The organism is Saccharopolyspora erythraea NRRL 2338, from assembly GCF_000062885.1.
Taxonomy (GTDB): Bacteria; Actinomycetota; Actinomycetes; order Mycobacteriales; family Pseudonocardiaceae; genus Saccharopolyspora_D; species Saccharopolyspora_D erythraea.
The window spans coordinates 2,020,470-2,046,383 of sequence record NC_009142.1; the positions used below are offsets into that span (position 1 = coordinate 2,020,470).

Below are 25,914 nucleotides of genomic sequence, written 5' to 3' on the forward strand. Positions count from 1 at the left end.
GGGAACATGGAGCCATGGCGCGTCTGAACTACTCCGAGCTCAACGACACGATCCGCTACACGATGTGGTCGGTCTTCCGCATCGAGCAGGACACCCTGCCCGAGGACCGGGAGAAGGCCGCGCTGGCGACCAAGGAGTACCTGGACTCCCTGGAGGAATCCGGTGTCGTGGTGCGCGGCGTCTACGACGTGTCGGGTCTGCGCGCCGACGCCGACTTCATGATCTGGTGGCACGCCGCCGAGGTCGAGGCCGTGCAGGCCGCCTACACCGGGTTCCGCCGCGAGACGCCGCTGGGGCACTCGTCGGAGCCGGTCTGGAGCAACGTCGCGCTGCACCGCCCGGCGGAGTTCAACAAGAGCCACATCCCGGCGTTCCTCGCCGGTGAGGAGCCGCGCAAGTACGTCTGCGTGTACCCGTTCGTGCGCTCCTACGAGTGGTACCTGATGCCCGACGACGAGCGCCGCACGATGCTGGCCGACCACGGCAAGGCCGCTCGGGACTACCCCGACGTGCGCGCGAACACGGTCGCGTCGTTCGGGCTCGGCGACTACGAGTGGGTGCTGGCCTTCGAGGCCGACGAGCTGCACCGGATCGTCGACCTGATGTGGAAGATGCGCTACACCGAGGCGCGGCTGCACGTGCGTGAGGAGACCCCTTTCTACACCGGTCACCGCGTGGACGTCGCCGACCTGGTCACCCGCCTGCCCTGAGCCGCTGGCGCCTCGAGCTGCCGGTCTGCCCCGAGCGGCCGGTGTGCTCTGTGCTACCCGCCGGTCCTGAGCCGCCCCGGTCGCGCTGGCGGCCCTCCGGTCGCGGCGCGGCGCCGCCGGGCTTGGAATGGCGCTATGTGGCAACCGGACGGGTGGGACGCGCGAGCGCGGATCGGGGTGCTGACCCCGCACGGGGACGTCGGGCCGGAGTCGGAGTTGCAGGCGATGGCGCCCGACGGTGTCCGCGTACACGCGGCGCGGGTGCCGTTCGGCGCGATGGCCCGCGGCGGCCGGATACCGCCGACGATCCCGCTCGCGCCGATCCGGGAGTACCCCGATCCGCCGCACGTCGACGACGCGGCGCGGCTGCTGGCCGCGGCGCCGGTGCGCAGCATCGCCTTCGCCTTCACCAGCTCCGGGTACGCGACCGGTCCGGCGGCCGAGGCGGAGCTGCTCCACCGGCTCGACGCCGCCACGCACGGCATCCCGGTCGTCGCCACCTGCTCGGCCGCCGTGCTCGCCCTGCGGGCGCTCGGCGTGGGCGAGCTGGCCCTGCTGGATCCGCCCTGGTTCGACCAGGAGCTCAGCGGCATGGGCGCGGAGTACTTCCGGGACCAGGGCCTGGAGGTGGTGTTCAACTCGCCGGTCGGGTTGCCCAGCAACCAGCGCAGCATCAATCCCGGTGAGCTCTACGACTGGGTGCGCGAGCACGTGTCCGCCCGCGCCGAGGCCGTGTTCGTCGGCGGGAACGGGATGCGCGCGGTAGGCGTGATCGCCGCGCTGGAGCAGGACCTCGGACGCCCGGTGCTCACCGCCAACCAGGTCCTGCTGTGGCACGCGCTGCACGCCGGCGGACTGAACGTCCCGGTGCACGGGTACGGATGCCTGTTCGAGGTCCAGCCCCCGCTGCCGGAGGAGTGAAACCGGAACCCGGTCTCAGGAAAGGCTGTCCGCGCAGGAGGCCAGCAGTTCGACCAGCCGCCTCCGGTCGTCGGGTCCGATTCCCGCAAGCATGCGTTCCTCGACCTCCGAGACGGCGCGGTCGGCTTCGCCCAGCAGCCGCTCTCCCGCACCGGTGAGCGTCACCGGACGCGCCCTGCCGCCGGTCGCGCTCTCGGCGACGGCGACCAGGCCCGCGCCGCGCAGACCGCCGAGCACGTCCTGCAGCGACTGGCGGGTGACGAAGCACCGCCGTGCGAGCTCGGCGGAGGAGATCCCGGGTTCGCCGTCGAGCGCGTGCAGGACGGCGTACTTCGACATCGAGAGCCCGAGGGGGCGGAGCCGGCGCTCGCACGCCTGGTGCAGCGCTTGCTGGGCACGTTTGACCTGGTACCCGGCCCGGTTCCGGACGTCGGCTTGACTCATGTCAGGAACCTTACAACAATACGTGTGTAAGGAACCTGACATAGAGGAGCGGGCATGCCGACCACCGAGATCAACGCCGACGCCGAGTTCGTCACGCTGATCAACGTCTTCACCGTGGAACCCGACCGCCAGCGGGAGCTGGTCGACGTGCTGGCGCGGGCGACCGAGGAGGTCATGCGCCACCAGCCCGGCTTCGTCTCGGCGAACCTGCACGTCGGCCTGGACGGCACCCGCGTGGCGAACTACGCGCAGTGGGAGAGCGCGGAGCACTTCCAGCGGATGCTGGCCAACCCGGAATGCCGGCAGCACATGGCGGCCGCCACCGCGATCGCCAGGGCCGAACCGGCGCTCTACTCCGTCGACTCCGTGCGCCACGCCTGAGAGGCTGTCTCGAACTCGCCTCGCGTGGCGGGTGGCGGAACCTCGGGTGCTCTCCGGCCCTGAGGCGCCCGACGAGCCGAAGACCACTCGGAAGCCGGAGTGCCGCAGGCGGTGGCCGACACCAGAATTGGCGGGCGTGGAGCGACCATCGGAGCTTCTGGCCGACGGCGGGGTACGGCTTCGCCGCTGGTTCCGCGGCGACGGCGACGAGGCGCTGCGGGTGACGACCGAGGCGCTCGACCACCTGGCGCCGTGGATGGCGTGGGCGGCCGACGGCTACGGGCGGCCGGAGGCGCTGAAGTTCATCGAGCGCAGCCAGGCCGACTGGGACAGCGGCGCGGCCTACAACTACGCGATCCTCGCCGAGGACGGCGCGGCCATCGGCTGTTGCAGCCTGATGGCGCGCACCGGGGGTTTCGAGATCGGGTACTGGCTGCACCCCGGGCACACCGGGCGGGGCATCGCGACCCGGGCGGCGCGGGCGCTGGTGGGCGAGGCGTTCCGCCTCGGCGCCGGACAGGTCGAGATCGTCCACGACGCCGCCAACCACGCCAGCGCGGCGGTGCCCAGGCGGCTGGGCTTCACCGAGGTCGAGCGGCGCTGCCCGCAGCAGGAGCCGCAGGCAGGCGCGGAGGTCGGCGTCGACGTCGTGTGGCGGAGGCTGGCGGGGCCTGCCGCCGCGGGTTGAGGGCCGCGTCCGCCGGGTGGCGGGCTCGGGTGGCCCGCCACCCGGCGCGGCGGATCAGATCGTCGCGGTGTCGATGACGAAGCGGTAGCGGACGTCGCTGGCGAGGACCCGCTGGTAGGCCTCGTTGATCCGCTCGGCAGGGATCACCTCGACCTCGGCGCCGATCCCGTGCTCGGCGCAGAAGTCCAGCATCTCCTGCGTCTCGGCGATCCCGCCGATCAGCGAGCCGGCCAGCGTGCGGCGACCGCCGATCAGCGCCGACGCCGAGACCGGCACCGGGCGCTCGGGCAGGCCGACCTGCACCAGTGCGCCGTCGGTGCGCAACAGGCCGAGGTAGGCGTCCAGGTCGAGGTCGGCCGAGACGGTGTTGACGATCAGGTCGAAGCTGCCGGCCAGCTGCTCGAACGTGGCCGGGTCCGAGGTGGCGTGGTAGTGCTCGGCGCCCAGCCGCAGCCCGTCGTCCCTCTTCCGCAACGACTGGCTGAGCACCGTGACCTCGGCGCCCTTGGCGCGGGCGATCTTGACCGCCATGTGGCCCAGCCCGCCGAGACCGACGACGGCGACCCTGCGCCCCGGACCCGCGCCCCAGCGGGTGAGCGGCGAGTACACCGTGATGCCCGCGCACAGCAGCGGCGCCGCCTCGTCCAGCGGCAGGCCGTCGGGGATGCGCAGCGCGTAGCTCTCGTCCACCACGACCTGCCTGGCGTAGCCGCCGTAGGTGGGGTTGCCGTCCCGGTCGACGCCGTTGTAGGTCATCACCGTGCCGAGCTCGCCGGTGCAGTACTGCTCCAGACCGGCCCGGCAGTTGCCGCAGTCGCGGCAGGAGTCGACGAAGCACCCCACCCCGACGCGGTCGCCGGGGGTGTGGCGGGTCACCTGTGAGCCGACCGCCGTGACGACCCCCGCGATCTCGTGTCCGGGCACCATGGGGAACATGCCCTCGCCCCACTCGGCGTTGACCTGGTGGATGTCCGAGTGGCAGATGCCGGCGAAGGAGATGTCGACGAGGACGTCGTGCTCGCCGAGCTCGCGGCGCGGGACCGTCGTCGGCTCCAGCGGGGCCTTCGGCGAGGGTGCGGCGTAGGCGGCGATCGTGTGGTTCATGCGGTCCAGCCTGCCCACGCCCCACCTGCGCGACCAGCGGGCGTTGAACGTACGAAACCGGTTCCTACCACTGGGAGAAGCACCTTCGCATGGACCACCGCACCGAGCTGAGCCAGTTCCTGCGCACCCGCCGTGCCCGGCTGAGCCCCGCTGACGTGGGACTCCCGCGGTACGGGCGGCGCCGCGTCCCCGGTCTGCGACGGGAGGAGCTGGCGCAGCTGGCAGGGGTGAGCGTGGCGTACTACACGCGGCTGGAGCAGGGGCACGCCCAGAACGTCTCCGGCGAAGTGCTCGGGGCGATCTGCGACGCGCTGCGGCTCGACCAAGCCGAGCGGGACCACCTGCGCAACCTCGTCCGGCCGGTGCGCAAGCGGCGCCGCAGCGCGCAGCAGCGGGTGCGTCCCGCGTTGCAGCAGCTCATCGACGCGATGGAGAGCACGCCCGCGATCGTCCTCGGGCGGCGGCTGGACATCCTCGGCTGGAACCGGCTCGCCTGTGCGCTGCTGGGAGACTTCCCCGCGATGGAGCCCGGCCGGCGCAACCTGGCGCGGCAGGTCTTCCTCGAACCGGCCGCCCGCGAGTTCTACGTGGACTGGACGGCCAAGGCGACCGAGATCGTGGCGCTCCTGCGGCTCGACGCCGGGCGCCACCCCGACGACGAGGCGCTGTGCGCGCTCGTCGAGGAGCTCTCCGGGCGCAGCGAGGTCTTCAGCCGCCTGTGGGCGGACCGCGACGTGCGCGATCTCGGCTACGGGCGCAAGCAGCTCCGGCACCCGGTGGTCGGCCCGCTGACGCTGGCCTACGAGACCATGCACCTGCCGGATCCGGACCAGAAGGTGATCGCCTACCACGCCGAACCCGGCTCGCCCTCCTCAGAGTCGCTGAACCTGCTGGCCACCAGCACGCTCGTCCCGGCAGGCTGACCGGGGGCCGCCTCAGGCCTTCGGCACGTGGCGCAGGGCGATCGAGTTGATGCAGTAGCGCTGGTCGGTGGGGGTGTCGTAGCCCTCGCCCTCGAAGACGTGGCCCAGGTGGCTGTGGCAGGTCGCGCACAGCACCTCCACCCGCACCATGCCGAGCGAGCGGTCCTCGCGCAGGATCACCGCGTCGGTATCGCGGGGGTCGTAGAAGGAGGGCCAGCCGCAGTGCGACTCGAACTTGGTCTCGCTGCGGAACAGCTCCGCCCCGCACGCCCTGCACTCGTAGACGCCCTGGGTCTTGGTGTCGACGTACTCGCCGGTCCACGGACGTTCGGTGGCCGCTTCCCGGAGCACCGCGTACTCGGTCGGGCTCAGCTGCTGCCGCCACTCCTCGTCGGACTTCGAGACCTTCGGGGTGGCACCCACATCCGGTTCCATGCCTCCACGCTAATCGTTTCCAAGATCGTCCGCCCGCGCGGGCACCCGTGGTCCCACGGGGCGGCGCGGTTCAGCGCAGGAAGGTCTCCAGCACGAAGGCGACGGCGTTGTAGACCGTGAACAGCACTCCGAACAGCATCAGCGAGACCAGGGAGACCGCGACCATGCGGCGGTGCCCTTGGGCGCGGTTGGCGCTCTGGGCGAAGTCGTCCACGCCGCGCAGCATCCCCTCGACGGTGGCCTTGGAACCGCTGCGCTCCATCCGGTCGAGGTGCTCGGCGAACGCCCTGGCCTCGGGGTCGTGCGGATCGAGCCCGGCGAGGTCGTCGTCGAACCGCCTGGCCGGGCCGTCGCGCCCCTCGCCGTCCTGCGCTGGCATGCCGCCACCGTAGCGCCGCGGGCCTGCGGTTTCAGCCGCCGATCCGCTGGGGAGCGCGCAGCAGCGGGGCGAAGGCGCGGTCGGCCGCGCCGGTGAGCGCCGGTTCGGCGAGCGCGCCGGGCACCGGCCGCAGCCGCCTGGTGCGGGCCACGAGCGAGAACCGGTGCAGCTCCTCGGTCAGCACGCCGGGCTCGGCGGCCAGCAGGCCGGCCAGCAAGCCGGTCAGCACGATGCGGTCGGGGTCCAGGACGGTGGCCAGCCCGGCGAGGCCGGCGCCGAGGGTGCCTGCGGTGCGCCGCCGGGCGCTTCCGGCTCGGGCGGTGGTGGCTCGGAGGGCTTCCTCGGCGGAGGTCGCGCCTGCCGCGCGAGCCAGCGCCGCACCGTCGGCGTAGCGCTCCAGGCAGCCGCGCGAACCGCACGGGCACGGCTCGCCCTCGGAGTCGACCATGAGGTGCCCGGCCTCCACCGCGTGCCCACCACCGGTGAACAGCGTGCCCGCGTTCACCAGCGCGCCACCGATGCCCTTGCCGTCGCAGGTGAGCACGAGCGCGTTCGCGGCACCGGCCGCCGCCCCGCGCCGGTACTCGGCCATCCCGGCGAGGTTGCTGTCCCGGCTGAAGTGCAGCGGCAGGTCCGGCAGCAGCGCGGTCACCAGCCGCCCGAACGGCACGTCGGCCCAGCCGTAGCACAGCGAGGAGTGCACGAAGCCGTCGCTCTCGCGCATGGCGGCGGGCATCGCGACACCCACACCCGCGCAGGCCCGGCCGCTGCCGGTCTGCTGCCGGACCGCGAGCTCGACCTGCTCGGCGAGGACGGCGGCCAGCCGTTCCGGCGCGAAGTCGCGTTCGCCGAGGGGGTGGGGATGCGGTGGCGCGACGGGTTCGCCGATGGCGCAGGTGGTGACCTCCAGGCGGTCGGGCCGTAGCGCACACGCGACGACGAAGGGCGCGGTCGGCGCGGCCTCGACCAGCGGCGACGGCCGTCCGCGGCCGGAGGCCGCGGGGGCGGCCGTGCGGACCAACCCCAGCGCCTCCAGTTCCGCGAGCGCGTTGCCGATGGCGCTGCGGGCCAGCCCGAGCGCCGAGGTGGCGCTGCTGCGCGACAGCGGCCCACCGTGGTGCAGAAGCGTCAGCACCCGTGCCGCGGCGGTGCGGGGCGCGGCGTCCGGGACCTCGGGCGGGGTCGGCGAGCGCTGCGGCGCGTCCGACACCATCCGCGGTTCCCGGCGCTCGGCGGCGCCCCGACGCTCGGCCATTTCGCCCTTCCCCTCGGTCCGTCCCCATCCTATTTTGTTCTAATGCAGAACAAAAGAACCGGTGAGTTGCGGGTCCGCGCGGTCCTGCTCGATCTCGACGGCACGCTGGTGGACTCCCACGCGGCCGTGCGCCGCAGCTGGCAGCGCTGGGCCGACGCGGTCGGCATCCCGCTGGAGTCGTTCTTCCACCGCACGCACGGCAGACCCGGCCACGAGGTGATGGCGGAGGTGCTGCCGGAACGTCCCCTGGCCGAGAACCTCGCGGACAACCGCGCGCTGCTCGCCGACGAGATCGAGGACACCGACGGCGTGCGCGCGTTGCCCGGCGCCGCCCGGCTGCTGGCGTCGCTGGCCGAGATGCCGTGGGCGATCGTCACCGCCTGCACCGAGCCGCTGGCCCGGGCCAGGCTCGCCGCCGCCGGACTTGCGACGCCGGAGGTGCTGGTGACCAGCGAGCAGACCGACGCGGGCAAGCCCGATCCGGCCGGCTACCTGCTCGCCGCGCGGCGGCTCGGCGTAGAACCCGCGTGGTGCGCGGTCGTCGAGGACGCGTCGGCCGGCGTGCGCGCGGCCATCGCGGCCGGGATGCACGTGATCGGCGTCGGCGGACCGGTCGAACCGGCACCGACCTGGGAACTGGCCGGGCTCGACGACCTGGAGGTGCTGCCCGACGGCGTGCTGCTCCGGCTGGTCGGCTCGCGCGTTCACCGGGACGGAGCGCCGATCTCGACTTAGGCTGCTCGTCGTGGCGGCACACGCGGAATTCGAGGTCGACGGGCCGGAGGGCACGCGCACGGTGCGGTTGTCCAACCCGGACAAGGTGTACTTCCCGGAGCGGGGGTTCACCAAGCGGCAGATCGCCGAGTACTACCTGTCGGTCGCGGAGCCGATGCTGCGTGCCATCGGCGACCGTCCGACGACGCTGAAGCGCTATCCGGGCGGTGTTCCCGGCGAGCCCTTCTACGCCAAGCGGGTGCCCAAGGGCGCGCCGGAGTGGGTGCGGCAGGTGGAGGTCACCTTCCCGTCGGGGCGCACCGCCCACCAGGTCTGCCCGAGCGAACCCGCGGTGCTGGTGTGGGCGGCGGGGCTCGGCACCCTGGACTTCCACCCGTGGCCGGTGCGTTCGGCCGACGTCGACCACCCCGACGAGCTGCGCGTCGACCTCGACCCGCAGCCCGGCACCGACTACGCCGACGCGGCGAGGGTGGCCGGGGTGCTGCGGGAGGTGCTGGCCGAAGCCGGGCTCACCGGCTTCCCGAAGACCTCCGGCGGTCGCGGCATCCACGTGCTGGTCCGCATCCGCCCGGAGTGGGACTTCATCATGGTGCGGCGCGCGGTCATCGCGCTGGCCCGCGAGGTGCAGCGCCGCATCCCGGAGCAGGCCACCGTGGCCTGGTGGAAGCCCGACCGCGGCGAGCGCGTCTTCCTCGACTTCAACCAGGCCGCGCGGGACCGCACCGTGGCCTCGGCCTGGTCGATCCGCGGCAACCAGCGGGCCACGGTGTCGACCCCGCTCACCTGGTCGCAACTGCCCGAGGTCGAACCCGACGACTTCGACCTCCAGACCGTGCCGCGGTGGCTCGCCGAGAACGGCGACCCGCACCGGGACCTGGACGACCGCGCCTACGGCATCGAGGTCCTGCTCGACTGGTACGCCCGCGACGAACGCGACCGGGGTCTCGGCGAAATGCCCTACCCGCCGGACTACCCGAAGATGCCGGGGGAGCCCACGCGCTCGCGGAAGGGGAGCCTGAGCGGTCAGCCGAACAGCTGCGAGAACTCGTCGTAGATCGTGAACAGCGAGAAGCTGCCGTAGAACAGCACGGCCCAGACCAGTGCCACGAGGCGGAAGCCCTTGAGGCCGATCTCCCTCGGGAGCACGCCGCGGTTCAGGCGGATCAGCAGGATGGAGTAGACGAACATCACGATGCCGTTGAGCGCGGAGGCGATGATCACCAGGACCAGCGGCTCGTCCACTCCGGAGGCCAGGATGACCGACCCGAAGACGATCTCCGCCCACACCACGATGAAGTAGATCCGGCTCTCGCTCAGCGCGGTGTTGCCGCGCAGCGGCCCGGTCTTGAGCACGTCGGCGGTCACCCGCCCGACCATGTCCAGCACGGCGAGGTTCGTCGAGTAGAGCACGACCGTGCCGAGCAGGTAGAAAATCGTCCCGGTGACGTCGCCGAGCCGCTCGCCCATCAGCTCGATGAACGCGAAGTCCTCCGCCTGGCTGCCGACGCCGATGGTGACGAACGTCAGGCCCATCAGGATGAGCAGCGCGAACAGGCCGATCACGAAGAACGTGATGAACTGCTCCCGGTCGGCGACCCGCCACCAGCCGCGCCACCTGCGCAGGTTCTCCTCGTCCTGCGGGAAGAAGTAGCCCGTGGTCGCCACGGCCTGCTCCTCACCGGTGAACGGCGAGACCACCTTCGGCAGGCGGCTGCCCATGCCCAGTCCCTTGTCCCGGATCCAGTTCGACTGGACCAGGTTGAGCGCGCCGCCCGCGCCGGCGAACGCGATCGCGCCGAGCAGGGTCGCGGCAGGGATCGCCGCCACCGACGCGGGGATCTCGGTGACCTCCACGAAACCCCTGCCGATCTCCAGCCAGCCCGGTGCCCCCAGCAGCACCAGCGCGGCGTAGATGAGGAAGAGCACGATCAGGCCGACGAGGAAGAACTGGATCTTCTCGACGGTCTTGTAGACCACCGGAGAAACCGTGAGCACCAGGCCGATCAGCACCAGCACGCCGATGGTGACGTAGGGAATGGCGTCCTCGGGGAAGCCCAGCGCGAAGGAGAGCGTCGTGGTGCCGCCCGTCGCCCACCCGGGCCACGCCCAGGGCACCACGGTCATGATGATGAACAGCCAGCCCCAGTGCTTCCACAGCCGGCTGAACCCGGTCACGGCGGTCTCCCCGGTGGCCAGCGAGTAGCGCTCGATCTCCATGTTGAGGAAGTACTGGGTGAGCACCCCGATGAGCGCCAGCCACACCAGGGCCAGGCCGACCTGGGAGGCGATGTAGGGCCACAGCACGTACTCCCCGGACCCGATCGCCCCCGCGAGCAGGAGCACGCTCGGGCCCAGGACCTTCCGCAACGGCTGCGGTTCCGGGAGGTCGGCGTAGGGAACACCGGGGAGTTGTGCGCTCGGGATCTCCGTCGCCGTAGGCGCCCGGTCGGATCTGTCCTCACCCGGTTGGGTCATGACCGCTCCTCGTCGCCCGCCGCGCTGCGCGGAGCCGGCCGCAGCGCCCGGATACCTACAACGGTAGAACCGGTCGTCCGGATGCGACAGTCCTGAGCTGCTGGAACGGCTCGCGGAGCGACCGGACCGCCTCCTGCGCGGAGGGGGCGGTCTGTCACGGTCCCAGCGAGAGGATCCGGCGACTTCCCGGCCGGGCGTCGACTCGTCACCTCAGCGCGCGCCGACGCCTCCCTCGTCGGCGTACCCGCGCAGCGTCCGGGCGGAAGGACGCAGCAGCCACCGGCCGACGAGCAGGTTGCACAGCGCGAGCGCACACGGCACGGCGAGCAGGACCAGGTAGCCGACAACGGGAGGGCCGAACTCCACGCGCTCTCCCCTGGAGAAGTTCCCGGAGCTCTCCACCGCCTTGACCAGCACCCAGCACGAGATCACCGTGGTGGCGACGGTTCCCGACCAGAACACGACGAGGAGCCTGCGGGCCCTGGTCGCCGACGGCACGTCGAGGTGCCCGTCCGTGACGTAGGAACGTGCCGTCAGCAGCGTGACGCACGAGAAGACCTGGAAGAACGCCGAGATCCCGCCCATGCCGACCATGACTGTCGTCGTGGGGTTGTACGAGGTCGGCAGCCGGTGGCCGAGGACGGCGATGAGCACCAGCGCCGCCAGTCCGAGCACCAGCGAAACCAGGCCGACGAGCAACGACGTGGTCCCGATCGTCCGCGCGAACCGGGGCGGCAGCGGCGCGAACCGCTGCCGCCGGCCGGCGGTCACCGGATGACCCGCCAGTCCGACGAGTCACCGTCGCTGACGCTGCCGTCGGACAGGTCGTGGGCCGACCGCGTCCACTGGTCGCCGAGGTCCCGGATCTTGTCCCGGAGATCGGTCTGCTCGGTGTCGATGACGTCGAGGTAGCTGTTCATCGCCACGACCGCGGTGGTGATCAGGCCGACCGAGACGCCGGCCGCCGTGGCGATGGCGGCGATCGCCCCGGGCGTGCACACGACCGTGCAAGCGGTCGCGATCGCCGTGACGGCCCCGACCACGAACACGCCCAGCGCCACCAGCACCGCGAGCCAGAACGCGTCGATGGCGTTGGCGAGGTTGTTCAGCGACTGCCGGATCTGCATCGCGACGTCCTCGACCCCGTTGAGCCCCTCCTCCTGCTTCGGGACCAGCGCCTTGTACGCCTCGGCGGCCGGTCCCTCCCAGCGGACGCCCGCCTGGAGGCCGGAGAGCGTGATGTCGCCGGCGACGTCGCCGACCGGGGTCGCCACGGCGCCGGCCCACAGCTCGCTGATCTCGCGCAGGCGGTCGGAGTCGCCCGGTTGCTCGAAGAGCTGGTTCGTCCGATCCCAGAAGTCCTGCAGGAGCCGCGCCAACGCCTCCATGCCGCGCTGGATCGGCTCGACCAGGTACGACAGGAAGTCGGGGACCCGGCTCAGCAGCTCGTCGACCACCTCCCAGAAGTCGTCGACCGCCCGTTCGATCTCCTGGCTCCGGTCCGCGGCCTGCTGGACCAGCGCGTTCGCCATCAGCGTTCCCCCAACTGCCCGTGCACGGCCTGGATGCCGTGCTTGCCCAGCGCGTCATCGTGTTCGTACTGGTCGGCGGCCGCGAGCAGGTCGTCACCGATCTCGCGGAAGTACTCGGCGGCCTGGTCGAGCATGTCGGCAAGCGCGTCCCGCGCGGCGTTGAGCGTGCCGTCCATGCCCCGGTCGCTGGCCCACATCGAGACGTCGGCCGCCGTCACGCTGAGCGAGCGGGTGGCCTCGAGCACGCCCCGGAGGTCTTCGGCGGCGGTCTTCCACACCCCTGCGTCCGAGCGCAGGGCTTCGAGCTCGGCTTCGATGCCTGGTTGGCTCACGATCTGCTCCTCCTGCGAAGCGGTGGTGGCGCGGGTCAGCGCAGCAGGCCGACCCGGCGCAGCAGTACCTGCGGATCGGCGGCCAGGGACTGGAGTTCGTCGATGGCACGGCTTCGCGGCCCGCCGGAGGCATCCGCAGGCACGCTGCGGTCGACGAGGCTGCCGAGGAGCGCGGTGAGCTCGGCCTCGATCTCCGAGCGCCGCGCCGCGCCCGCCCAGTCCGGGTCGACGGAGAGCTCCAGGACCCGGCCGCGCCTGGCGGTGCCGCTGACGTGCCCGCCGGCGCTCTCGATCGAAACCGGCTGGATGGACGTGGCGCTGATCCGCCGGGTGAAGTCGGCGAGGTCCGCCGACACCGCGTCGAGCAACCGCAACACGTCCTGCCTGCTCAGCGGCGAAGTGTCCGTGGGCGGCGGGGGAGACGCGGGCGAGGCTTCGGCAGCGGGCACGGTCGCGGCCATCGCCTGCAGGGTCGCCGCGGTCATCGCGGCCAGCACGGTCGTGCCCAGCTCGCGCGGTGGCACCGACTGCTTCCAGTCGTCGGCGAGCGCGACCGACGTGACCGTCCCGGAGTCGGTGACGCGCACCGTCACCGCGCCCGCGGAATCCTGGCCGAGGATGCCGGCCGCGTCTTCCGCGTCCGGTGTCTTCTCCTCGGAATTCCACGGTGCTGCGTCGTCGAACTCCCAGTCCTGCGGATTGCGTCTGCCGTGGCTCATGGTGCGGGTCCTTTCCCGGATCGGTACTACCCGGCACTCCTGGCGATCTCGAGGCTGCGGCGAACTTTATGCGCACCGCGATCCGGCCTGGTGCGCGGAGCCGCTTCTCCTACCCGTTCGGCCCAGCGGAGAGAGGGCCGCGAAATCACCGAGCAGTTGTTCTTGCGGCTTCTTGCTCCGCTGCGCGTGATCATCAAAAGGGAAGTGGCCGGATTCCGGTAATTCGATCAGGTGTTTTCGCACGCGGAATCGAAGGACACTTGGGCCCAGGGGTGGAAACCCCGGCCCTGAGTCAGCAAATCGGGTGATGTCGGTCGGCCGGTGCTACCTTCGGCGAGCGCTGTCGTGTTCCTTCGCGAGTACGCCGGAGGCAGTGATGAGCGAGCCTGGGGGACAGCCGGGGGAGACGCGTCCGCCGTTCCTGCCGGAAGTGCAGATCGAGGGGCCGGGCCCGCAGCGCAGGTGGACGGTGCTGGTGCGGCTCATCCTGCTGATCCCGCACTTCATCGTGCTCTACGCCGTCGGCATCGCGGCAGCGGTGGTCTCGGTCCTGGGGTGGTTCGCGGCGCTGTTCACCGCGCGCCTCCCGCCGTGGATCGCCGACTTCCTCGTGCTCTACGTGGGCTATCGGACGCGGGTCGGCGCCTACCTGACGCTGCTGGTCGACAGCTACCCGCAGTTCCTGACCACCGCGATCGGCTACCCGGTGCGGGTGGACATCCGCCCCGGGCGGCTCAACCGCGCGGCGGTGTTCTTCCGCCTGATCCTGGTCATCCCCGCGGCCGTGGTGGCGGCGGTGCTCGCACACGGCTGGGCGGTGCTGGCGTTCTTCCTGTGGCTTGCCGTGCTGATCGCGGGCCGGACACCGCGGCCGGTGTTCGGGGCGTCCGCCGCGTTCGTCCGCTACGACCTGCGCGTGCAGTCCTACTGGAGCCTGCTGACCGACTCCTACCCGAAGCGGCTCTTCGGCGACGGCGGTTCGGCGGAGGAAGGCGCGCGGGCGCAGGGGACCCGGCCGCTGACGCTGTCCACGGGAGCACGGGTGCTGCTGATCGCGTTCATCGTGCTGGGCGTGCTGGGGCTGCTCGCCACCGGTATATCGAGCGCTCTGCACGAGCCCGAACCCGAGTACTACCAGTACCACGAGTACGAGATCGCACCTCTGGTCTGAGGTGCGGGAGGCTGCGCCGCTTCGAAGATCAGCTCTGAGCCGCGACCGGCGTCAGTCCACCAGCGCCTCGGTCCACGCCCGGCGCAGGATCTCGTCGACGGTCTCCCGCGGCGTCTGGTGCGAGGTGTCCAGCCACAGCCCGAGTGGCGGGGTCCGCTCCCGCAGAACGGCGTCGAGCTCGTGGACGGCCCAGTCGTCGTAGGCGACCTTGCCGCGGCCCGCCTCCCGCTCGGCGACGGCCTCCACCGAGGGCGCGAGCACCACGACAAGCAGTGGCCGGTTGCGGACGGCGCGCACCATGTCGGCCAGGTGCTCGCCGAGCACGACGTCCTGCACGACCACGGTGAAGCCGGCGTCGAAGTAGGCGTCGGCGGTGGCGGCGGTCAGCTCGTGGCGCAGGCGCAGCTGGCGCAGCGCCTCCTGCGACGGTGAGCCCGTCATCTCCTCCCTGCCGCCGACGACCATCCGGCGGAACACGTCACCGCGGACGTGCGCCGAACGGGTGAGGCGCTCGGCGACGCCCTGCGCGACGGTCGACTTGCCCGCCGCCTGGATGCCGGTGAGCAGCAGTATTGCCTGGTCAGAGATGTTCACGGGATGCGCTCCGGAGGATCGTGGTCGATCACATCCTGGCACCGGTGAACCGCGGCCGTCGCCTGCTTTTCGCCCTCGCGGTCACTCATAGCGATATTCGCATGTCGACCTTTCAGCACACTGGCGGACAACCACCGCTCGCGCGGCGGTGTCGCCGCCGGAGCCCCCGGCAGGACCATCGCTACTGCTGGCATTCGTCACACCGGGAGGCAGACCCATGGTGCACACCGAGCGCGAGACCACCCCGGCCCAGGCTGGCGGCTGCAGCTGTTGCGGAAGCTGCTCCGGCCCGTCCTGCGGCTGTTGCTCGAGCTGCCGCTGAGCGGCGGAAAGCCTGCCCGGGGTGATTGCGGGATCACCCCGGGCAGGCCATGCCCTCGGTGGGGACCACGCCGTCGACCAGGAACCTGGTGACCGCGGTGGTGGCGCACTCGGAGCGGCCGACCGCGCCGTGCCCGGCGCCCAGCCAGCGCAGCACGACACCCGACGGCAGCTGCTCGGCCATGTGATCGCTGCCCAGCGCGGGCACCGCCGCGTCGTGCGCGGTGCTGATCACCGGCACGGGTGGCAGCCCCGCGGTGCGCGGTACCGGTAGCGCCTGCTGCGGTACCGGCCAGAGCCCGCACCAGACCAGCCGTTGCGCGAAGACGCCCCCGAACAGCGGGAACCGCGCGCTCCAGTCCGCGGCGATCTCGGTGCTGCGCTGCGGCGGCACGCGCAGCGTCGTGTCGTTGCAGCTGGTGATCATGTCGCCGTCGAGCCGGGCGGGTGCCGGCGGCGTGCTTTCGACCAGCGGCGCGACCATGGCCGCGACCGCGCTGCCGTCGCCGCGGTTCGCGGCGGCCAGCGCTTGCGCGAGCCCGGGCCAGGCGTCGCGGTCCCGCAGACCCAGCAGCACCGCCTGGGTGATCTTGCCCGCCGTCACAGGAGTCCCGGGCAGCGGCGCCGCGCGGGTCCGCTCCACGAGGTCGGAGACCGTCCGGCGCGGGTCGGGTCCGAGCGGGCAGCCGCGCGCGGCGCAGTCGGCGGCGAAGCGGTCGAACACCTGCTCCGCGCCCTGCGCCTGCGCCTCGCCCTGGGCGATCGCGTCGAGCTGCGGGTCGGGCGCGCCGTCGAGGACCATCCGGCCCACGCTCTCCGGGAAGCGCTCGGCGAAGGTGGTCAGCACCCTGGCGGCCTCGCCGCGGCCGACGGCGTGCAGCTTCGGCACGCCGAGCTCCAGCCGCAGCTCCTCCAGGTCGGCGGCGGTGCGCCAGGTGTCGTAGGCCTGCAACCGCTCGTCGAGGGACAGCAGGCACTGCTGGCTGGCGTCGCGGACGGAGTCGACGAGCCGGTCCAGCGTCGTGCGGTCGGTGGCCCTGGGGTCGAAGCCGAGGATGGCGTTGCGCCGCTCGATCGGGATGCAGTCGGCGGAGTCGGACTCGCCGGTGCCCCGGCGGTCCATGCCGATCACGCGGAAGGTGCGCAGGAGCTCCGGAGGAAGCCGCAGCGCCATCCGCGCGGCGAAGGCCGTGCCCGGCTCGCCGCCGATGTCACCGAGCACCACCAGCGGGATCCGGCCGGAGCCCGCGCTGATCACGGCGCTGCGCGCGGTGCCGCGGCCGGGAGCCTCCGGCGAGTCGAGCGTGGTGGGCAGCCGGGAGCAGGTGAAGGTCATCCCCGCGGGCAGCGCGGGCACGCCGAGTTCGCCGCGGGTCTGCTCGGTGCAGTCGTCCCACGTCAGCGACTCCTGCGCCGGCGGGCCCAGCGGCGGCACCGGCGCCGGTCCCGGCGCCTGCGGCTGCGGGGTGACCTGCTGCTCGGCGTCGCGGTAGGCCACCGGCGGTCGCTGCGATGGCCCGGCCGAGCACGCCGCGACGACCAGCAGCAGCAACGGCAGCAGGAGCACCCCGACCCGGTGAGCGGTGCGCCGGGGGGTGCTGCGCGGCACGGGTACTCCTCGTCGTGGATGCACGGGATGCGAACTGCGGTCAGCATCGCATGATCCACGTGAGACCGCGGTGAGGGGCTGTTGGGACGCCCGAGGGCGGTGGTGAGGCACAGCCCTCAAAGCGGTTCGACCAATCGCCGTGCGCCGGTAACGTGCGCACCCGTACCGGCGAGGGAAGGGAGCCTGCGCGGTCATGGTCATGGCGCACATGGACGGGGCGTCGTCGCGGGGACGGCCGGTGGTGGGGCTGGAGCAGACCGCCGCCCGCGCCTTCGGGGCCGTCCCGCCGCCGGTGCTGGTCCTGCTGGGCATCGTGAGCCTGCAGGTCGGTGCCGCCTTCGCCAAGCAGATGTTCGCCGTCGCCGGTTCGTCCGGCGTGGTGGCGCTGCGGCTGCTGTTCGCGGCCGCGGTCCTGCTGGTGGTCTGGCGCCCGTCGCTGCGCATGGACCGCAGGACGCTCGCGGTGGTCGTCGGCTACGGCCTGGTCCTGGCGGGCATGAACATGAGCATCTACCAGGCGTTCGAGCGCATCCCGCTGGGCGTGGCGGTGACGATCGAGTTCCTCGGTCCGCTGGCGGTCGCGCTGTTCGGCTCGCGCCGCAAGCTCGACGTGCTGTGGGCGCTGCTCGCCGGTGCCGGCGTGCTCCTGCTGTCCAGGGCCGACGGCGGACTCGACTGGGTGGGCGTCGGTTTCGCGCTGCTGGCGGCCGCGTTGTGGGCGAGCTACATCCTGGTCAGCGCCAAGCTGGGCAGCCAGACCTCCGGTGGTTCCGGCCTGGCGCTGGGGATGGCCGTCGGCGCGCTGGTGGCGGTGCCGTTCGGCGTCGCCGACGCGGGCTCGGTGCTGCTGGACCCGGCGGTGCTGGCCGTCGGGCTGCTGGTCGCGCTGATGTCGTCGGTGGTGCCCTACACGCTGGAGCTGGAGGCACTGCGCCGGATCCCCCCGCGCGTTTTCGGCGTGCTGATGAGTCTGGAACCCGCCGTCGCCGCGTTGGCGGGGCTGGTCGTGCTGGGCGAGGCGCTCGGCGCGTGGCAGTGGGTGGCCATCGGCTGCGTGGTGGTCGCATCGGTCGGCGCGACCCGCACGGTCGGCACCCAGAACTGACCGCGCGTTAACCGGGTGCGCGGGATTCGCCGCAGGTCTAGCTTGGCGCCATGCCGATCTTGAGCTTCGACCGCTGCCGCGCGGAGATCGTGGCGCAGACCGACCTGCTGCGCTCCGCGGTCGCGGGCGCCGACCTGACGGCACCGGTGCCGACGTGCCCGGGCTGGAACCTCGGCCAGTTGCTGCGGCACGTCGGCGCCGCCCACCGCTGGGTCGAGGAGGTCGTGCGGACCCGGGCGTCCGAGCCGGTCGAGGAGCGGATCAACGACCTCGCCGGCTACACCGACGAGGACGCCGCTGTGCTTGACGCCTGGCTCGCCGACGGTGCGGCTCGGCTCGCCGAGACCCTGCGCGAGGCGGGGCCGGACGCGCGGGTGTGGACCGTCGCCCCGGGCGGGACGCCGGTGTTCTGGGCCCGCCGGATGGTGCACGAGACCGCGGTCCACCGCTGCGACGCCGCGCTGGTCGCCGGCGCGGAGTTCGACGTGGACGCCGAGGTCGCCGTCGACGCGCTCGACGAGTGGATGGACTTCGGCACGCTGGCGCAGGTCTTCGAGGAGAGCCCGGGGATCCGCGACCTGCTCGGCCCAGGCCGCTCCCTGCACCTGCACGCCACCGACGCCCCGCCGGAGGCGGGCGCGGAGTGGCTGGTCGACCTGTCCGGCGAGCCGGTCACCTGGCGGCGAGCGCACGAGAAGGCCGCGGTGGCGGTGCGCGGACCGCTCAGCGGGCTGCTGCTCACCATCTACGGGCGCAAGCCCGCCCCCGGCGCCGAGGTCGAGATCGTCGGCGACGCGGAGCTGTTCCACGCGTGGCTGGACTGCGTCAGCTTCTGGCTCCGGGACGAGGGCTGACAGCCTGTCTTCGAACTCACCTTGCCTGGCGGGTCCGGTGGCGGAACCTCATACGCCCTCTGACTCCGGGATCCTTTTCTCGCGTATCACCCATACGCCACGAAAAGGCTGTCCTCGTCAGAGAACGCCTGAGAACCCGCGGCGGTGCCGTTGCGAGGGTGGGCCAAGCGGCTGCGCCGCTTCAAAAAACCAAGGACGGGCTCTGAGGCCGGTCAGCCCGTGCCGCCAGGCCGCACCGCGCGCATCAGCGTCAGCAGCGCCTGGTTCATCGGCGTGGCGATGCCGTGCCGCCGCCCGGCCCGCACGACCGGGCCGCTGATGTGCTCGTGTTCGGTGGGCAGCCCCGCCAGCCGGTCGTAGAGCATCGAGGTGCCGTTGTCCGGGGAGAAACCGGTCCGATAGGCGTCGACGACCTTGTCGGCGTCGGCGGAGGTCAGCTCGGCGCCCTCGGCGCGCGCGACCTCCACCGCCTCGGCCAGCACCGCCGCGCACAGCTCGCGCACACCGGGCTCGTCGAGGACGTCGAGGCGGCGCATGGTGAGCGCGGTGATCGGGTTGGCCGCGACGTTCATCAGCATCTTGCGCCACGCCTCGGTCCGGAAGTCGCCGGTGGACTCGACCCGCACGTCCGCAGGCAGCTCCGGCAGCGCCGAGCCCGGCTCGCCGGCCGGGACGACGACCCTGGCGCGGGTCCGCCGGACCACGTGCCCGGGCGCGACCCGCTCGGCACCGACGTAGATCAGCGCGGGCAGCACGGGACCGCTCCAGCCCAGCGCCGACACCGACTCCTCGTGCTCGACGCCGTTCTGCACCACCACGACCGGCGTGCGGCCGTCGTCGAAGGCGTGCAGCCACGGCTCGGCGGTCGCGACGTCCTGGACCTTGGTCGTCAGCAGCACACGGTCGACCTCGGGGACCCGCTCCGCGGAGGTGACGATCTCGACGGGCAGTTCGGTGCTGCCGTCGGGACCGTCCACGACCAGCTTCTCGAAAGGTGTCCGGACGCACATGGTGACCTGGTGGCCCGCCGCGTGCGCCGCCTCCGCCAGGACCGCGCCGACGGCGCCGGCTCCGATGACCGCGATTCGCTGTTCACCCACGCGGCGAGACTACGTCCCGGCGTCCTGCGCGCGCACCGTCCCGCTGAGCACCGAGTCCAGGTCGTAGCGCGCGGGTTCCTCGAGCTGGTCGTAGCGGCAGGACTCCGGGTCGCGGTCCGGGCGCCAGCGCACGAACTGCGTGGTGTGGCGGAACCGCGACGGCATGGCGCCCTCGGTGTGGTCGTAGGCGACCTCCACGACCTTCTCCGGACGCAGCGGCTCCCAGACCAGCTCGCCGCTGCGCCAGCGGGTCACGCCGCCAGGCAGCCGCCTGCCGTCCTCGGCGTGCGGGCCGAGCCACGGGTGGTCCTCGGCGCTGAGCAGCGGAGCCAGCGAGGTGGCCAGCTCGCGCCTGCGCGCCGCCGGGAACGCGCCGACCACGCCGACGTGGTGCAGCACCGAGCGGTCGTCGTGCAGTCCGAGCAGCAGCGAGCCGACGGCGGTGCCGGGCTCGGTGTTGGCGTGCCAGCGCAGCCCCGCCACGACGCAGTCGGCGGTGCGGGCGTGCTTGACCTTGAGCATGGTCCGCTTGCCCGGCTCGTAGCGGCCGTCGGCGTCCTTGGCGATCAGGCCGTCGAGCCCGGCGCCCTCGAAGACCCGGAACCACTCGCCGGCCAGCGCGTGGTCCTGCGTGGCCGGGGTGGTGCGCAGTCCACTGTGGTCGGATTCGAGGCCGCTGAGCAGTTCCCGCCGCGTGGAGAACGGTTCGCCGCAGAGGTCGCGGTCGTCGAGCGCGAGCAGGTCGAAGGCGATGAAGGTGGCCGGGGTGCGCTCGGCGAGCAGCTTGACCCGGCTCGCGGCGGGGTGGATGCGCTCGGTCAGCGCGTCCCAGTCCAGCCGGTCGCCGTGCTCGTCCTGGCGGGTGACGACGAGCTCGCCGTCGAGGACCGCCGGCCGGGTGAGCGCGCGCCCGAGGTCGGCCAGCACCTCGGGGAAGTAGCGGTTCAGCGACTTGCCCGTCCTGGACTGCAGGAACAGCGGTTCGGCCGCGCCCGGGTCGGCGAAGACCAGGCAGCGGAAGCCGTCCCACTTGGGTTCGAAGAAGAGCCCCGCCCGCTCGGGCACCCCGTCCACCGGGCTGGCCAGCATGGGCTTGACCGGTGGGTGCAGCGGCAGCGTCATCGCCACGGCCTCCTCGTTCAGCGCACCCGTTGCCGGGGTGCGCGGTCCAGTTCGAGCCTGATCGCCGTCGGCAGCACCTCGGTCTCCAGCGCTTCCCTGGCGTGGGAGAGCACCTTCTCGTCGAGCTCCTCCCAGACGTGGCGCACGCTGGTGCCCTCGTGCAGCCACAGCGTGAGGCGCAGGTTCGGCCGCCGCACGTCGCCTGCCATCCGCACCCGCACCCGCTTGACCCCGGTGACCGACTCGGCGTCGGCCTGCACGGCGTCGGCCAGCGCGCTCGCCGACACCAGGAGTCTGCCTGCGATGCCGTCCTCCATCCGCAGGTCCGGCCTGGCCTCGGGCCGCAACGCCCGCGCGGACCACCAGATGCCGATCACCAAGAGCAGCAACCCCAGCAAGATCGCGAGGGCCGTCGCGACCTGCGGGGAGGACCGCCACCACTGCACCAGCAGCGGGTCCAGCACCGGGCGCTGCGCCCGGTAGGTGCCCAGCCAGCCCATGCCGACGACCAGCGCCAGCGCGCCGCAGAGCAGTGCGAGCACCCCGAGGACGACCACGACCCCGCGTTCGAAACCCAGCGCGCGGCCGGTGGCCGTGGTGCTCGGACGGATCTCGGGTTTCTCGCTCATCAGCCCTCCTGACCGGTCGGCCCGGCCGGTCGCGGTCAACGCCGCTCCCTGGCGGCCGACAGCGACACCGTCACCTTCGGCGTCCGGCGCAGCGGGAGCTCGTGGACCGTCGTCCTGGCGGTCTCGGTCAGCTCGTCGAGCAGCTCCGCGGTCTGGCGGAACTGCGCGGTGGCCCGCACCCGGACCTTGCGGCGGCCGGCGGTCACCGTCGCACCGGCCACGCCGTCCTGGGCGCGGACGTGGTGTCCGACCAGCCGCGCCAGCGAGCGCGGGTCGGTGGTGACGGTGACCTCGGGCGCCGGGTCGTGCAGCCGGATGTCCTTGCGGCCCGCGCCGAAGGCGACCAGCAGCAGCACCAGTCCCGCCACGGCGACCAGCGCCGCCGTCACACGCACCGACGTCTGGTCCCAGGTCAGCGCGCTCAGCGCCGAGCGCAGCTCGGGCAGCGCCAGCAGCAGCCCATCGCTGTCCGGCCGCAGCCACGCCCAGGCGGTCTCGGCGACCAGCAGGGCGCCCGCCGCCGCGAGGGCCAGTCCGAACAGCGCCGCGATCAGGCGCACCAGCACACGCATCGGTTCACTCCACTCGCTGCCGCTTGCCCGCGCGGACCATCGCCGACACCGTCACGTCGACCGTGCGGACCCGGCAGCCGGCGATGCGTTCCAGCTCCGCGGTGATGCGCTCGCGCATCCTGCGCACCGTCTCGCGCACCGGCGCCGGGTAGCGCAGCACCACGTCGAGCCTGATCCGCAGCTCGCGGTCCGGTCCGGCGACGTGGGCGCTCGCGCCGTGCTCACCGAGCCCGACCCCGGCCAGGCGGCGCCGGACCCGGGCGCCACCGGCGACCTCGTCGGCGGCGTGCTCGGCGATCTTGCGCAGCACGGTGCGGTCGATGTCGAGGGTGCCTCGCTCGGCGGGCTCGGGCAGGCCGCCGTCCGGCGGCCGCGGTTCGGTCGCGGTGCGCGCCGCTTCGGCGGTCACCGGTCCCGGCCCCGCCTGCCGAGGATGTCGCGCACGTCCATCTCGCCGTCGAGCACGCGCCCGACGACCAGCCCGATCGCGCCGACAGCGAGCGCGATCAGGAAGCCGGCGAAACCGCCGACGGCTGCGGCGGTACCGAGGATGAGCCCGGCCAGCAGGCCGGTCTGCGTTGCGTTCACCATGTCTCCTATCGGTGCCGGCCGGTGGGTCCGGGGCGGCTTCGGTTCGGTCTTCGGGGACCGCGGTGGGCGGCACCGCTGATCATCTCCGGTGGGAGTGCCGAAGACCACCGCACCTGCCCCGCGTCACCGCACCCGCGGGCGGTGCCTGCGTCGCCGCCACCCGCGGATCCGCCGCGCGACGCCGCGCACGACGCCGGGCCGGTGCACGATGACGATCGGCGCGTCGTAGCGGGCGTCGTCGAGCTCGAGCTCCCTGGCCTGCCGGGCGCGCAGCTCGGCGAGCCCGGCGGCGAAGACCTCCGGGTCGCCGCCGACGTCGGGGTGGTGCGTGCGGACGAAGGCCCGCAGGTCCGCCCGCACCGCGGCGTCCCGGCCGGTCATCACGCGCCTGCCTGCTCGACGTCGCTGACGGTGATGTCGACGGGTCCGCGCCCCGCGACCCGCGTGATCTCGGCGCGCAGCTCGGCGATGATCTCCGGCAGCGGGCGGTCCAGACGCAGGACCACCGCGACCTCGGCGGGAGTGCCATCGTCGCGGGAGCGGACGCCGGTCACCCGCCTGCCCGGCAGGTGGGTGGCGACCACGCCGTACTCACCGCCGTCGAGCCGCAGCACCGACGGGTGGGCCAGCACCGCCGCCGCCACCTGTTCCACCAGCTCCTCGTCGGTCGCGGTCATCGCGCCCTTCCCTCCCGCCACGTGGTCCCCGGTCGGTCACTCCACTCGCGAGGCGGGTGCAGTGCCGTCGCTCTCCTCGTCCTCGGACGGCAGGTGGATGTCGTTGACCGAGATGTTGACCTCGATGACCTCGAGGCCGGTCATCCGCTCCACCGCGCCGATCACGTTGCGGCGCACCGCGCGTGCCAGGTCCACGATGGACGCGCCGTACTCCACCACGATGTCGAGGTCCACCGCGGCCTGCTTCTCGCCGACCTCGACCTGGACCCCCGAGGTGGAGGAGGCGGCGCTTCCGCCTGGGATGCGCTCCCGGAGCGCGCCGAAGGCGCGGGAGACCCCGCCGCCCATCGCGTGGACACCGGAGATCTCCTTGGCCGCGATCCCGGCGATCTTCTGCACGACCGACGCCGCGATGCTGGTGCGGCCCTGCGATGTCTCGTCGGCCAGCCGGGCTGGTGAGGCGCCACCGGTGCGGCTGTCCGGGACGCGCCTGGTCTCCTGGCCGCTCTCGGTCGATCCGGTCTGGGTCTGGCCGGTCTGGGGCTGGGCCATGGTCAGTCCTTTCCGCTGTCCCGCCGGTCTTGCGCGACCCGGCGGGGATGTCGCTTGGAAGATCGGATGCTCGAACCGGCCCGGATCTGCCGGTCCTGTGCCCTAAGTCACCCAATCGGATGATTCAGGTGGTGCGACGTCCGCGATCCTGATCCACACCGCGGGCGCGGCCCCGCCGAGCGCCACGTGCAGCCGGTCGGCGAGCTCGGTGCGGATCATCTCCGCCAGCGCGGGTGCGGGCAGCGGGTACTGCACCTGCAGGTCGATCCGCACCTCGTCGACGTCGCCCCCGCAGCCCCGCAGGTGCACCCCCGGGTGGGCGGTCAGGATCTCGGCGCAGGTCCGGCGGGCCAGCACCAGGACCGCCTGCGGTGAGATCCGCAGCGACCCGCCGTCCTGGTCGAACTCCAGCGGCGCCGACCCGGCACCGCCGCGGATGCCGCGCACGGTCGTCAGCGCACGGTCGACCAGCCCGTCCGGCGGCTCGACAGGCAGGCTCGCGGCGCGGCGCACCGCCGCCCACGCCGAGTCCAGCTCGGCCAGCTCGGCCTGGCAGTGCGGGCAGCCCGCGACGTGCGCGGCGAGCTCGGGCGTCCCGCCGTCGGCGTGGTAGCCGACCAACTCGCCGACGGTGCGCCCGCAGGGCAGCGCCCGGTCGGCGTCGGAGGAGCGATCAGCCATGGTGCATCTCCTTCAGCCTGGCCAGCAGCGCCAACCGCGCGCGGTGCAGCCGGGACCGCAGCGCGGGGGCGCCGACGTCCAGGACCTCGGCGATCTCCTCGTAGCCCATCCCTTCGAACTCGTGCAGGACCAGCGGGACGCGCTGCGAGGGTTCCAGGGTCGCGATCGCGCGGTGGACCATGGTGGCTTCCTCGTTGCGCACCGCCTGGCCTTCGGGATCGCGGTGATCGGCGAACAACCCGCCCACGGCCTCGTCGGAGACGTCGAGCGGCACGGTGGGCCTCCGCCGCCGGATCTGGGCGAGCGCGGCGTTGGTCACCACCCGGTACAGCCACGTCGACGGCGCGGCGTCGCCGCGGAAGCGCTTCAGCGACCGCCACGCCGAGACCCACGCGTCCTGCACCGCGTCCTCGGCTTCCGAGGAGTTGCCCAGGATGCGCACCGCGACCCGGTACATGGTGGTGGTGTGGCGGCGGACCAGCTCGTCGAACGCCGACGCGTCCCCGCGCTGCGCTGCTGCGATCAGCGCTTGGTCGGTGTCGGCGCGAGCGGTCACGCGGGCATTCTCGCGTACCGCAACAGCAGCAGCGATTCGTCGGTGTGCAGCGCCGAGAGCAGGCGCATCCGCCGGGGCACGCCGACACCGGTGCCCTTGGCGATCCGCCCGGCGTCCCCGCCTGCCAGCAGCGGCGACATCGTCAGGCACAGCTCGTCGACGAGGTCGGACTCGACCAGGGAGCCGAACAGCGTCGGCCCGCCCTCGCAGCCGATGCGGCGCAACCCCCGCTCGTCGAGCGCGGCGAGCGCGGCCGGGAGGTCGACCTGCTCGTCCCCGGCGACCACCACGTCCGCGCCGGCGTCGGCCAGCGCGGCCCGCCGGTCAGCCGGGGCGGCCTGGCAGGTGAGCACGATCGGCGGCACGAGCGTGTCGGTGAGCAGTGGTGAGTCCACCGGCAGCGAGCACGACCGCGTGACCAGGGCGATCGGCGGCACGGGGGAGAGCCCCAGGCGGCTGCGGCGCTCGCTGCGGACCTCGGTTCGCTTGACGCCGCGGTACCCCTCGAGCACGGCGGTGCTCACACCGACCAGCACCACGTCGGAGAGGTCGCGGATGAGACCGAGCACCCGCTGGTCCTCCGGTGCCGACAGGCCGCGCGACCTGCCCTTGATCGTCACCGCCCCGTCGAGGCTGGAGACGAAGTTCACCCGCACCCACGGGCGTTCCAGCGCCTCCGGGTAGGCGTAGAACTGCTCGAGTTCGTCGTCCGCCTGTGGTGCGCCACTCATCGGCCAGAGCCTGTCC

34 protein-coding genes are annotated in these 25,914 nt (G+C 72.7%); 10 read left to right on the forward strand and 24 right to left on the reverse strand.

Features of this window, described 5'->3' with window-relative positions; genetic code table 11:
* Nucleotides 1–14 precede the first annotated feature (14 nt).
* Nucleotides 15–710: a hydrogen peroxide-dependent heme synthase gene (gene hemQ / locus SACE_RS09005; RefSeq protein ID WP_009942696.1), complete on the forward strand. Its 696-nt coding sequence runs from the start codon at nt 15–17 to the stop codon at nt 708–710.
* A gap of 135 nt (nt 711–845) precedes the next feature.
* Entirely contained in the window at nt 846–1,631 is a 786-nt protein-coding gene (locus tag SACE_RS09010) for a maleate cis-trans isomerase family protein (protein ID WP_009942695.1), read from the forward strand.
* A gap of 15 nt (nt 1,632–1,646) precedes the next feature.
* On the opposite strand, the gene SACE_RS09015 is transcribed toward SACE_RS09010, so the two are convergent.
* A complete protein-coding gene (locus tag SACE_RS09015) occupies nt 1,647–2,075 on the reverse strand; it encodes a MarR family winged helix-turn-helix transcriptional regulator (RefSeq protein WP_009942694.1) in 429 nt (142 codons plus the stop codon).
* A 54-nt stretch (nt 2,076–2,129) separates the two neighbouring features.
* Here SACE_RS09015 and SACE_RS09020 point away from each other — a divergent pair, with 54 nt between their 5' ends.
* Entirely contained in the window at nt 2,130–2,456 is a 327-nt protein-coding gene (locus SACE_RS09020) for an antibiotic biosynthesis monooxygenase family protein (RefSeq protein WP_009942693.1), read from the forward strand.
* A gap of 136 nt (nt 2,457–2,592) precedes the next feature.
* A complete protein-coding gene (locus tag SACE_RS09025; protein ID WP_009942692.1) occupies nt 2,593–3,144 on the forward strand; it encodes a GNAT family N-acetyltransferase in 552 nt (183 codons plus the stop codon).
* Nucleotides 3,145–3,198: 54 nt separating this feature from the next.
* On the opposite strand, the gene SACE_RS09030 is transcribed toward SACE_RS09025, so the two are convergent.
* Nucleotides 3,199–4,248 carry an NAD(P)-dependent alcohol dehydrogenase gene (locus SACE_RS09030; protein WP_011873483.1) on the reverse strand — a complete coding sequence of 350 codons (1,050 nt, stop codon included), beginning with the start codon at nt 4,246–4,248 and terminating at the stop codon, nt 3,199–3,201.
* 89 nt (nt 4,249–4,337) lie between these two features.
* Here SACE_RS09030 and SACE_RS09035 point away from each other — a divergent pair, with 89 nt between their 5' ends.
* Complete coding sequence (locus SACE_RS09035) at nt 4,338–5,171, forward strand: helix-turn-helix transcriptional regulator (RefSeq protein ID WP_009942689.1); 834 nt, start codon at nt 4,338–4,340, stop codon at nt 5,169–5,171.
* Between the two features lie 12 nt (nt 5,172–5,183).
* On the opposite strand, the gene msrB is transcribed toward SACE_RS09035, so the two are convergent.
* The 3 genes from msrB to SACE_RS09050 form a co-directional block, all read right to left on the reverse strand.
* The gene (gene msrB / locus SACE_RS09040; protein ID WP_009942688.1) at nt 5,184–5,606 is read right to left on the reverse strand and encodes a peptide-methionine (R)-S-oxide reductase MsrB; all 423 of its coding nucleotides are present in this window, start codon (nt 5,604–5,606) and stop codon (nt 5,184–5,186) included.
* A gap of 70 nt (nt 5,607–5,676) precedes the next feature.
* Complete coding sequence (locus SACE_RS09045) at nt 5,677–5,985, reverse strand: hypothetical protein (RefSeq protein ID WP_009942687.1); 309 nt, start codon at nt 5,983–5,985, stop codon at nt 5,677–5,679.
* Between the two features lie 31 nt (nt 5,986–6,016).
* On the reverse strand, nt 6,017–7,240 hold the full coding sequence (locus SACE_RS09050; RefSeq protein WP_011873484.1) for an ROK family transcriptional regulator: 1,224 nt from the start codon (nt 7,238–7,240) through the stop codon (nt 6,017–6,019).
* 42 nt (nt 7,241–7,282) lie between these two features.
* On the opposite strand from SACE_RS09050, the gene SACE_RS09055 reads away from it, so the two are divergent.
* Both SACE_RS09055 and ligD read left to right on the forward strand, forming a co-directional pair.
* The gene (locus SACE_RS09055) at nt 7,283–7,975 is read left to right on the forward strand and encodes an HAD-IA family hydrolase (protein ID WP_231849955.1); all 693 of its coding nucleotides are present in this window, start codon (nt 7,283–7,285) and stop codon (nt 7,973–7,975) included.
* A 10-nt stretch (nt 7,976–7,985) separates the two neighbouring features.
* Nucleotides 7,986–9,029, forward strand: a complete 1,044-nt coding sequence (gene ligD, locus SACE_RS09060; protein ID WP_009942683.1) for a non-homologous end-joining DNA ligase — start codon at nt 7,986–7,988, stop codon at nt 9,027–9,029.
* Here the strand turns inward: ligD and SACE_RS09065 are convergent.
* The 5 genes from SACE_RS09065 to SACE_RS09085 all read right to left on the reverse strand — a co-directional run bounded on the left by SACE_RS09065 (nt 8,999) and on the right by SACE_RS09085 (nt 13,033).
* A complete protein-coding gene (locus SACE_RS09065) occupies nt 8,999–10,450 on the reverse strand; it encodes an Nramp family divalent metal transporter (protein ID WP_009942682.1) in 1,452 nt (483 codons plus the stop codon). The two genes, ligD and SACE_RS09065, sit on opposite strands and share 31 nt — an antisense overlap.
* A gap of 210 nt (nt 10,451–10,660) precedes the next feature.
* Nucleotides 10,661–11,221, reverse strand: coding sequence for a hypothetical protein (locus SACE_RS09070; RefSeq protein WP_009942681.1), 561 nt, complete (start codon nt 11,219–11,221; stop codon nt 10,661–10,663).
* Entirely contained in the window at nt 11,218–11,982 is a 765-nt protein-coding gene (locus tag SACE_RS09075) for a hypothetical protein (RefSeq protein ID WP_009942680.1), read from the reverse strand. The genes SACE_RS09070 and SACE_RS09075 overlap by 4 nt, the downstream gene beginning before the upstream one ends.
* Nucleotides 11,982–12,314 (reverse strand): hypothetical protein, encoded by a 333-nt coding sequence (locus tag SACE_RS09080; RefSeq protein ID WP_009942679.1) that lies wholly within the window; start codon nt 12,312–12,314, stop codon nt 11,982–11,984. The genes SACE_RS09075 and SACE_RS09080 overlap by 1 nt, the downstream gene beginning before the upstream one ends.
* 35 nt (nt 12,315–12,349) lie before the next feature.
* Complete coding sequence (locus SACE_RS09085; RefSeq protein ID WP_009942677.1) at nt 12,350–13,033, reverse strand: hypothetical protein; 684 nt, start codon at nt 13,031–13,033, stop codon at nt 12,350–12,352.
* A 376-nt stretch (nt 13,034–13,409) separates the two neighbouring features.
* Here SACE_RS09085 and SACE_RS09090 point away from each other — a divergent pair, with 376 nt between their 5' ends.
* Nucleotides 13,410–14,204, forward strand: a complete 795-nt coding sequence (locus SACE_RS09090) for a DUF4389 domain-containing protein (protein ID WP_011873487.1) — start codon at nt 13,410–13,412, stop codon at nt 14,202–14,204.
* A 51-nt stretch (nt 14,205–14,255) separates the two neighbouring features.
* Here the strand turns inward: SACE_RS09090 and SACE_RS09095 are convergent, their stop codons facing one another.
* Complete coding sequence (locus SACE_RS09095) at nt 14,256–14,798, reverse strand: AAA family ATPase (RefSeq protein WP_009942674.1); 543 nt, start codon at nt 14,796–14,798, stop codon at nt 14,256–14,258.
* Nucleotides 14,799–15,153: 355 nt separating this feature from the next.
* Nucleotides 15,154–16,728: an alpha/beta hydrolase gene (locus tag SACE_RS09100; protein ID WP_009942672.1), complete on the reverse strand. Its 1,575-nt coding sequence runs from the start codon at nt 16,726–16,728 to the stop codon at nt 15,154–15,156.
* Between the two features lie 193 nt (nt 16,729–16,921).
* Between SACE_RS09100 and SACE_RS09105 the strand changes: the two genes are divergently transcribed.
* The gene (locus SACE_RS09105) at nt 16,922–17,833 is read left to right on the forward strand and encodes an EamA family transporter (RefSeq protein ID WP_009942671.1); all 912 of its coding nucleotides are present in this window, start codon (nt 16,922–16,924) and stop codon (nt 17,831–17,833) included.
* Nucleotides 17,834–17,883: 50 nt separating this feature from the next.
* Nucleotides 17,884–18,687: a maleylpyruvate isomerase family mycothiol-dependent enzyme gene (locus SACE_RS09110; protein WP_009942670.1), complete on the forward strand. Its 804-nt coding sequence runs from the start codon at nt 17,884–17,886 to the stop codon at nt 18,685–18,687.
* A gap of 212 nt (nt 18,688–18,899) precedes the next feature.
* On the opposite strand, the gene SACE_RS09115 is transcribed toward SACE_RS09110, so the two are convergent.
* The 12 genes from SACE_RS09115 to SACE_RS09170 form a co-directional block, all read right to left on the reverse strand.
* Entirely contained in the window at nt 18,900–19,787 is an 888-nt protein-coding gene (locus SACE_RS09115) for a 2-dehydropantoate 2-reductase (protein WP_009942669.1), read from the reverse strand.
* A gap of 9 nt (nt 19,788–19,796) precedes the next feature.
* Nucleotides 19,797–20,909, reverse strand: coding sequence for an ATP-dependent DNA ligase (locus SACE_RS09120; protein ID WP_009942668.1), 1,113 nt, complete (start codon nt 20,907–20,909; stop codon nt 19,797–19,799).
* Nucleotides 20,910–20,926: 17 nt separating this feature from the next.
* A complete protein-coding gene (gene amaP / locus SACE_RS09125) occupies nt 20,927–21,538 on the reverse strand; it encodes an alkaline shock response membrane anchor protein AmaP (RefSeq protein WP_009942667.1) in 612 nt (203 codons plus the stop codon).
* Between the two features lie 35 nt (nt 21,539–21,573).
* The gene (locus SACE_RS09130; protein WP_009942666.1) at nt 21,574–22,110 is read right to left on the reverse strand and encodes a DUF6286 domain-containing protein; all 537 of its coding nucleotides are present in this window, start codon (nt 22,108–22,110) and stop codon (nt 21,574–21,576) included.
* A gap of 4 nt (nt 22,111–22,114) precedes the next feature.
* Nucleotides 22,115–22,519 carry an Asp23/Gls24 family envelope stress response protein gene (locus tag SACE_RS09135; RefSeq protein ID WP_009942665.1) on the reverse strand — a complete coding sequence of 135 codons (405 nt, stop codon included), beginning with the start codon at nt 22,517–22,519 and terminating at the stop codon, nt 22,115–22,117.
* Nucleotides 22,516–22,698, reverse strand: coding sequence for a hypothetical protein (locus tag SACE_RS09140; RefSeq protein WP_011873490.1), 183 nt, complete (start codon nt 22,696–22,698; stop codon nt 22,516–22,518). Before SACE_RS09140 ends, SACE_RS09135 begins: the two co-directional genes overlap by 4 nt.
* Nucleotides 22,699–22,824: 126 nt before the next feature.
* Nucleotides 22,825–23,082, reverse strand: a complete 258-nt coding sequence (locus tag SACE_RS09145) for a hypothetical protein (RefSeq protein ID WP_009942663.1) — start codon at nt 23,080–23,082, stop codon at nt 22,825–22,827.
* Complete coding sequence (locus SACE_RS09150) at nt 23,082–23,378, reverse strand: hypothetical protein (RefSeq protein ID WP_009942661.1); 297 nt, start codon at nt 23,376–23,378, stop codon at nt 23,082–23,084. The genes SACE_RS09145 and SACE_RS09150 overlap by 1 nt, the downstream gene beginning before the upstream one ends.
* A 36-nt stretch (nt 23,379–23,414) precedes the next feature.
* The gene (locus SACE_RS09155; RefSeq protein WP_009942660.1) at nt 23,415–23,930 is read right to left on the reverse strand and encodes an Asp23/Gls24 family envelope stress response protein; all 516 of its coding nucleotides are present in this window, start codon (nt 23,928–23,930) and stop codon (nt 23,415–23,417) included.
* 102 nt (nt 23,931–24,032) lie between these two features.
* Entirely contained in the window at nt 24,033–24,611 is a 579-nt protein-coding gene (locus tag SACE_RS09160; protein ID WP_009942659.1) for an anti-sigma factor family protein, read from the reverse strand.
* Nucleotides 24,604–25,167: an RNA polymerase sigma factor gene (locus SACE_RS09165; RefSeq protein ID WP_009942658.1), complete on the reverse strand. Its 564-nt coding sequence runs from the start codon at nt 25,165–25,167 to the stop codon at nt 24,604–24,606. The genes SACE_RS09160 and SACE_RS09165 overlap by 8 nt, the downstream gene beginning before the upstream one ends.
* Nucleotides 25,164–25,898, reverse strand: coding sequence for a pyrimidine reductase family protein (locus SACE_RS09170; protein ID WP_011873491.1), 735 nt, complete (start codon nt 25,896–25,898; stop codon nt 25,164–25,166). The genes SACE_RS09165 and SACE_RS09170 overlap by 4 nt, the downstream gene beginning before the upstream one ends.
* Nucleotides 25,899–25,914: the final 16 nt, after the last annotated feature.

What these genes read in the sequence shown, in the direction of transcription:
- SACE_RS09160 (WP_009942659.1), bottom strand. Translation starts at nt 24,611, where the DNA reads ATGGCTGATCGCTCCTCCGACGCCGACCGGGCGCTGCCCTGCGGGCGC.
- SACE_RS09110 (WP_009942670.1), top strand. Translation starts at nt 17,884, where the DNA reads ATGCCGATCTTGAGCTTCGACCGCTGCCGCGCGGAGATCGTGGCGCAG.
- SACE_RS09085 (WP_009942677.1), bottom strand. Translation starts at nt 13,033, where the DNA reads ATGAGCCACGGCAGACGCAATCCGCAGGACTGGGAGTTCGACGACGCA.
- SACE_RS09035 (WP_009942689.1), top strand. Translation starts at nt 4,338, where the DNA reads ATGGACCACCGCACCGAGCTGAGCCAGTTCCTGCGCACCCGCCGTGCC.
- SACE_RS09090 (WP_011873487.1), top strand. Translation starts at nt 13,410, where the DNA reads ATGAGCGAGCCTGGGGGACAGCCGGGGGAGACGCGTCCGCCGTTCCTG.
- SACE_RS09020 (WP_009942693.1), top strand. Translation starts at nt 2,130, where the DNA reads ATGCCGACCACCGAGATCAACGCCGACGCCGAGTTCGTCACGCTGATC.
- SACE_RS09055 (WP_231849955.1), top strand. Translation starts at nt 7,283, where the DNA reads ATGCAGAACAAAAGAACCGGTGAGTTGCGGGTCCGCGCGGTCCTGCTC.
- SACE_RS09145 (WP_009942663.1), bottom strand. Translation starts at nt 23,082, where the DNA reads ATGACCGGCCGGGACGCCGCGGTGCGGGCGGACCTGCGGGCCTTCGTC.
- SACE_RS09010 (WP_009942695.1), top strand. Translation starts at nt 846, where the DNA reads ATGTGGCAACCGGACGGGTGGGACGCGCGAGCGCGGATCGGGGTGCTG.
- SACE_RS09105 (WP_009942671.1), top strand. Translation starts at nt 16,922, where the DNA reads ATGGTCATGGCGCACATGGACGGGGCGTCGTCGCGGGGACGGCCGGTG.
- SACE_RS09030 (WP_011873483.1), bottom strand. Translation starts at nt 4,248, where the DNA reads ATGAACCACACGATCGCCGCCTACGCCGCACCCTCGCCGAAGGCCCCG.
- SACE_RS09050 (WP_011873484.1), bottom strand. Translation starts at nt 7,240, where the DNA reads ATGGCCGAGCGTCGGGGCGCCGCCGAGCGCCGGGAACCGCGGATGGTG.
- SACE_RS09155 (WP_009942660.1), bottom strand. Translation starts at nt 23,930, where the DNA reads ATGGCCCAGCCCCAGACCGGCCAGACCCAGACCGGATCGACCGAGAGC.
- SACE_RS09015 (WP_009942694.1), bottom strand. Translation starts at nt 2,075, where the DNA reads ATGAGTCAAGCCGACGTCCGGAACCGGGCCGGGTACCAGGTCAAACGT.
- SACE_RS09075 (WP_009942680.1), bottom strand. Translation starts at nt 11,982, where the DNA reads ATGGCGAACGCGCTGGTCCAGCAGGCCGCGGACCGGAGCCAGGAGATC.
- SACE_RS09065 (WP_009942682.1), bottom strand. Translation starts at nt 10,450, where the DNA reads ATGACCCAACCGGGTGAGGACAGATCCGACCGGGCGCCTACGGCGACG.
- SACE_RS09170 (WP_011873491.1), bottom strand. Translation starts at nt 25,898, where the DNA reads ATGAGTGGCGCACCACAGGCGGACGACGAACTCGAGCAGTTCTACGCC.
- msrB (WP_009942688.1), bottom strand. Translation starts at nt 5,606, where the DNA reads ATGGAACCGGATGTGGGTGCCACCCCGAAGGTCTCGAAGTCCGACGAG.
- SACE_RS09150 (WP_009942661.1), bottom strand. Translation starts at nt 23,378, where the DNA reads ATGACCGCGACCGACGAGGAGCTGGTGGAACAGGTGGCGGCGGCGGTG.
- hemQ (WP_009942696.1), top strand. Translation starts at nt 15, where the DNA reads ATGGCGCGTCTGAACTACTCCGAGCTCAACGACACGATCCGCTACACG.
- SACE_RS09130 (WP_009942666.1), bottom strand. Translation starts at nt 22,110, where the DNA reads ATGCGTGTGCTGGTGCGCCTGATCGCGGCGCTGTTCGGACTGGCCCTC.
- amaP (WP_009942667.1), bottom strand. Translation starts at nt 21,538, where the DNA reads ATGAGCGAGAAACCCGAGATCCGTCCGAGCACCACGGCCACCGGCCGC.
- SACE_RS09045 (WP_009942687.1), bottom strand. Translation starts at nt 5,985, where the DNA reads ATGCCAGCGCAGGACGGCGAGGGGCGCGACGGCCCGGCCAGGCGGTTC.
- SACE_RS09120 (WP_009942668.1), bottom strand. Translation starts at nt 20,909, where the DNA reads ATGACGCTGCCGCTGCACCCACCGGTCAAGCCCATGCTGGCCAGCCCG.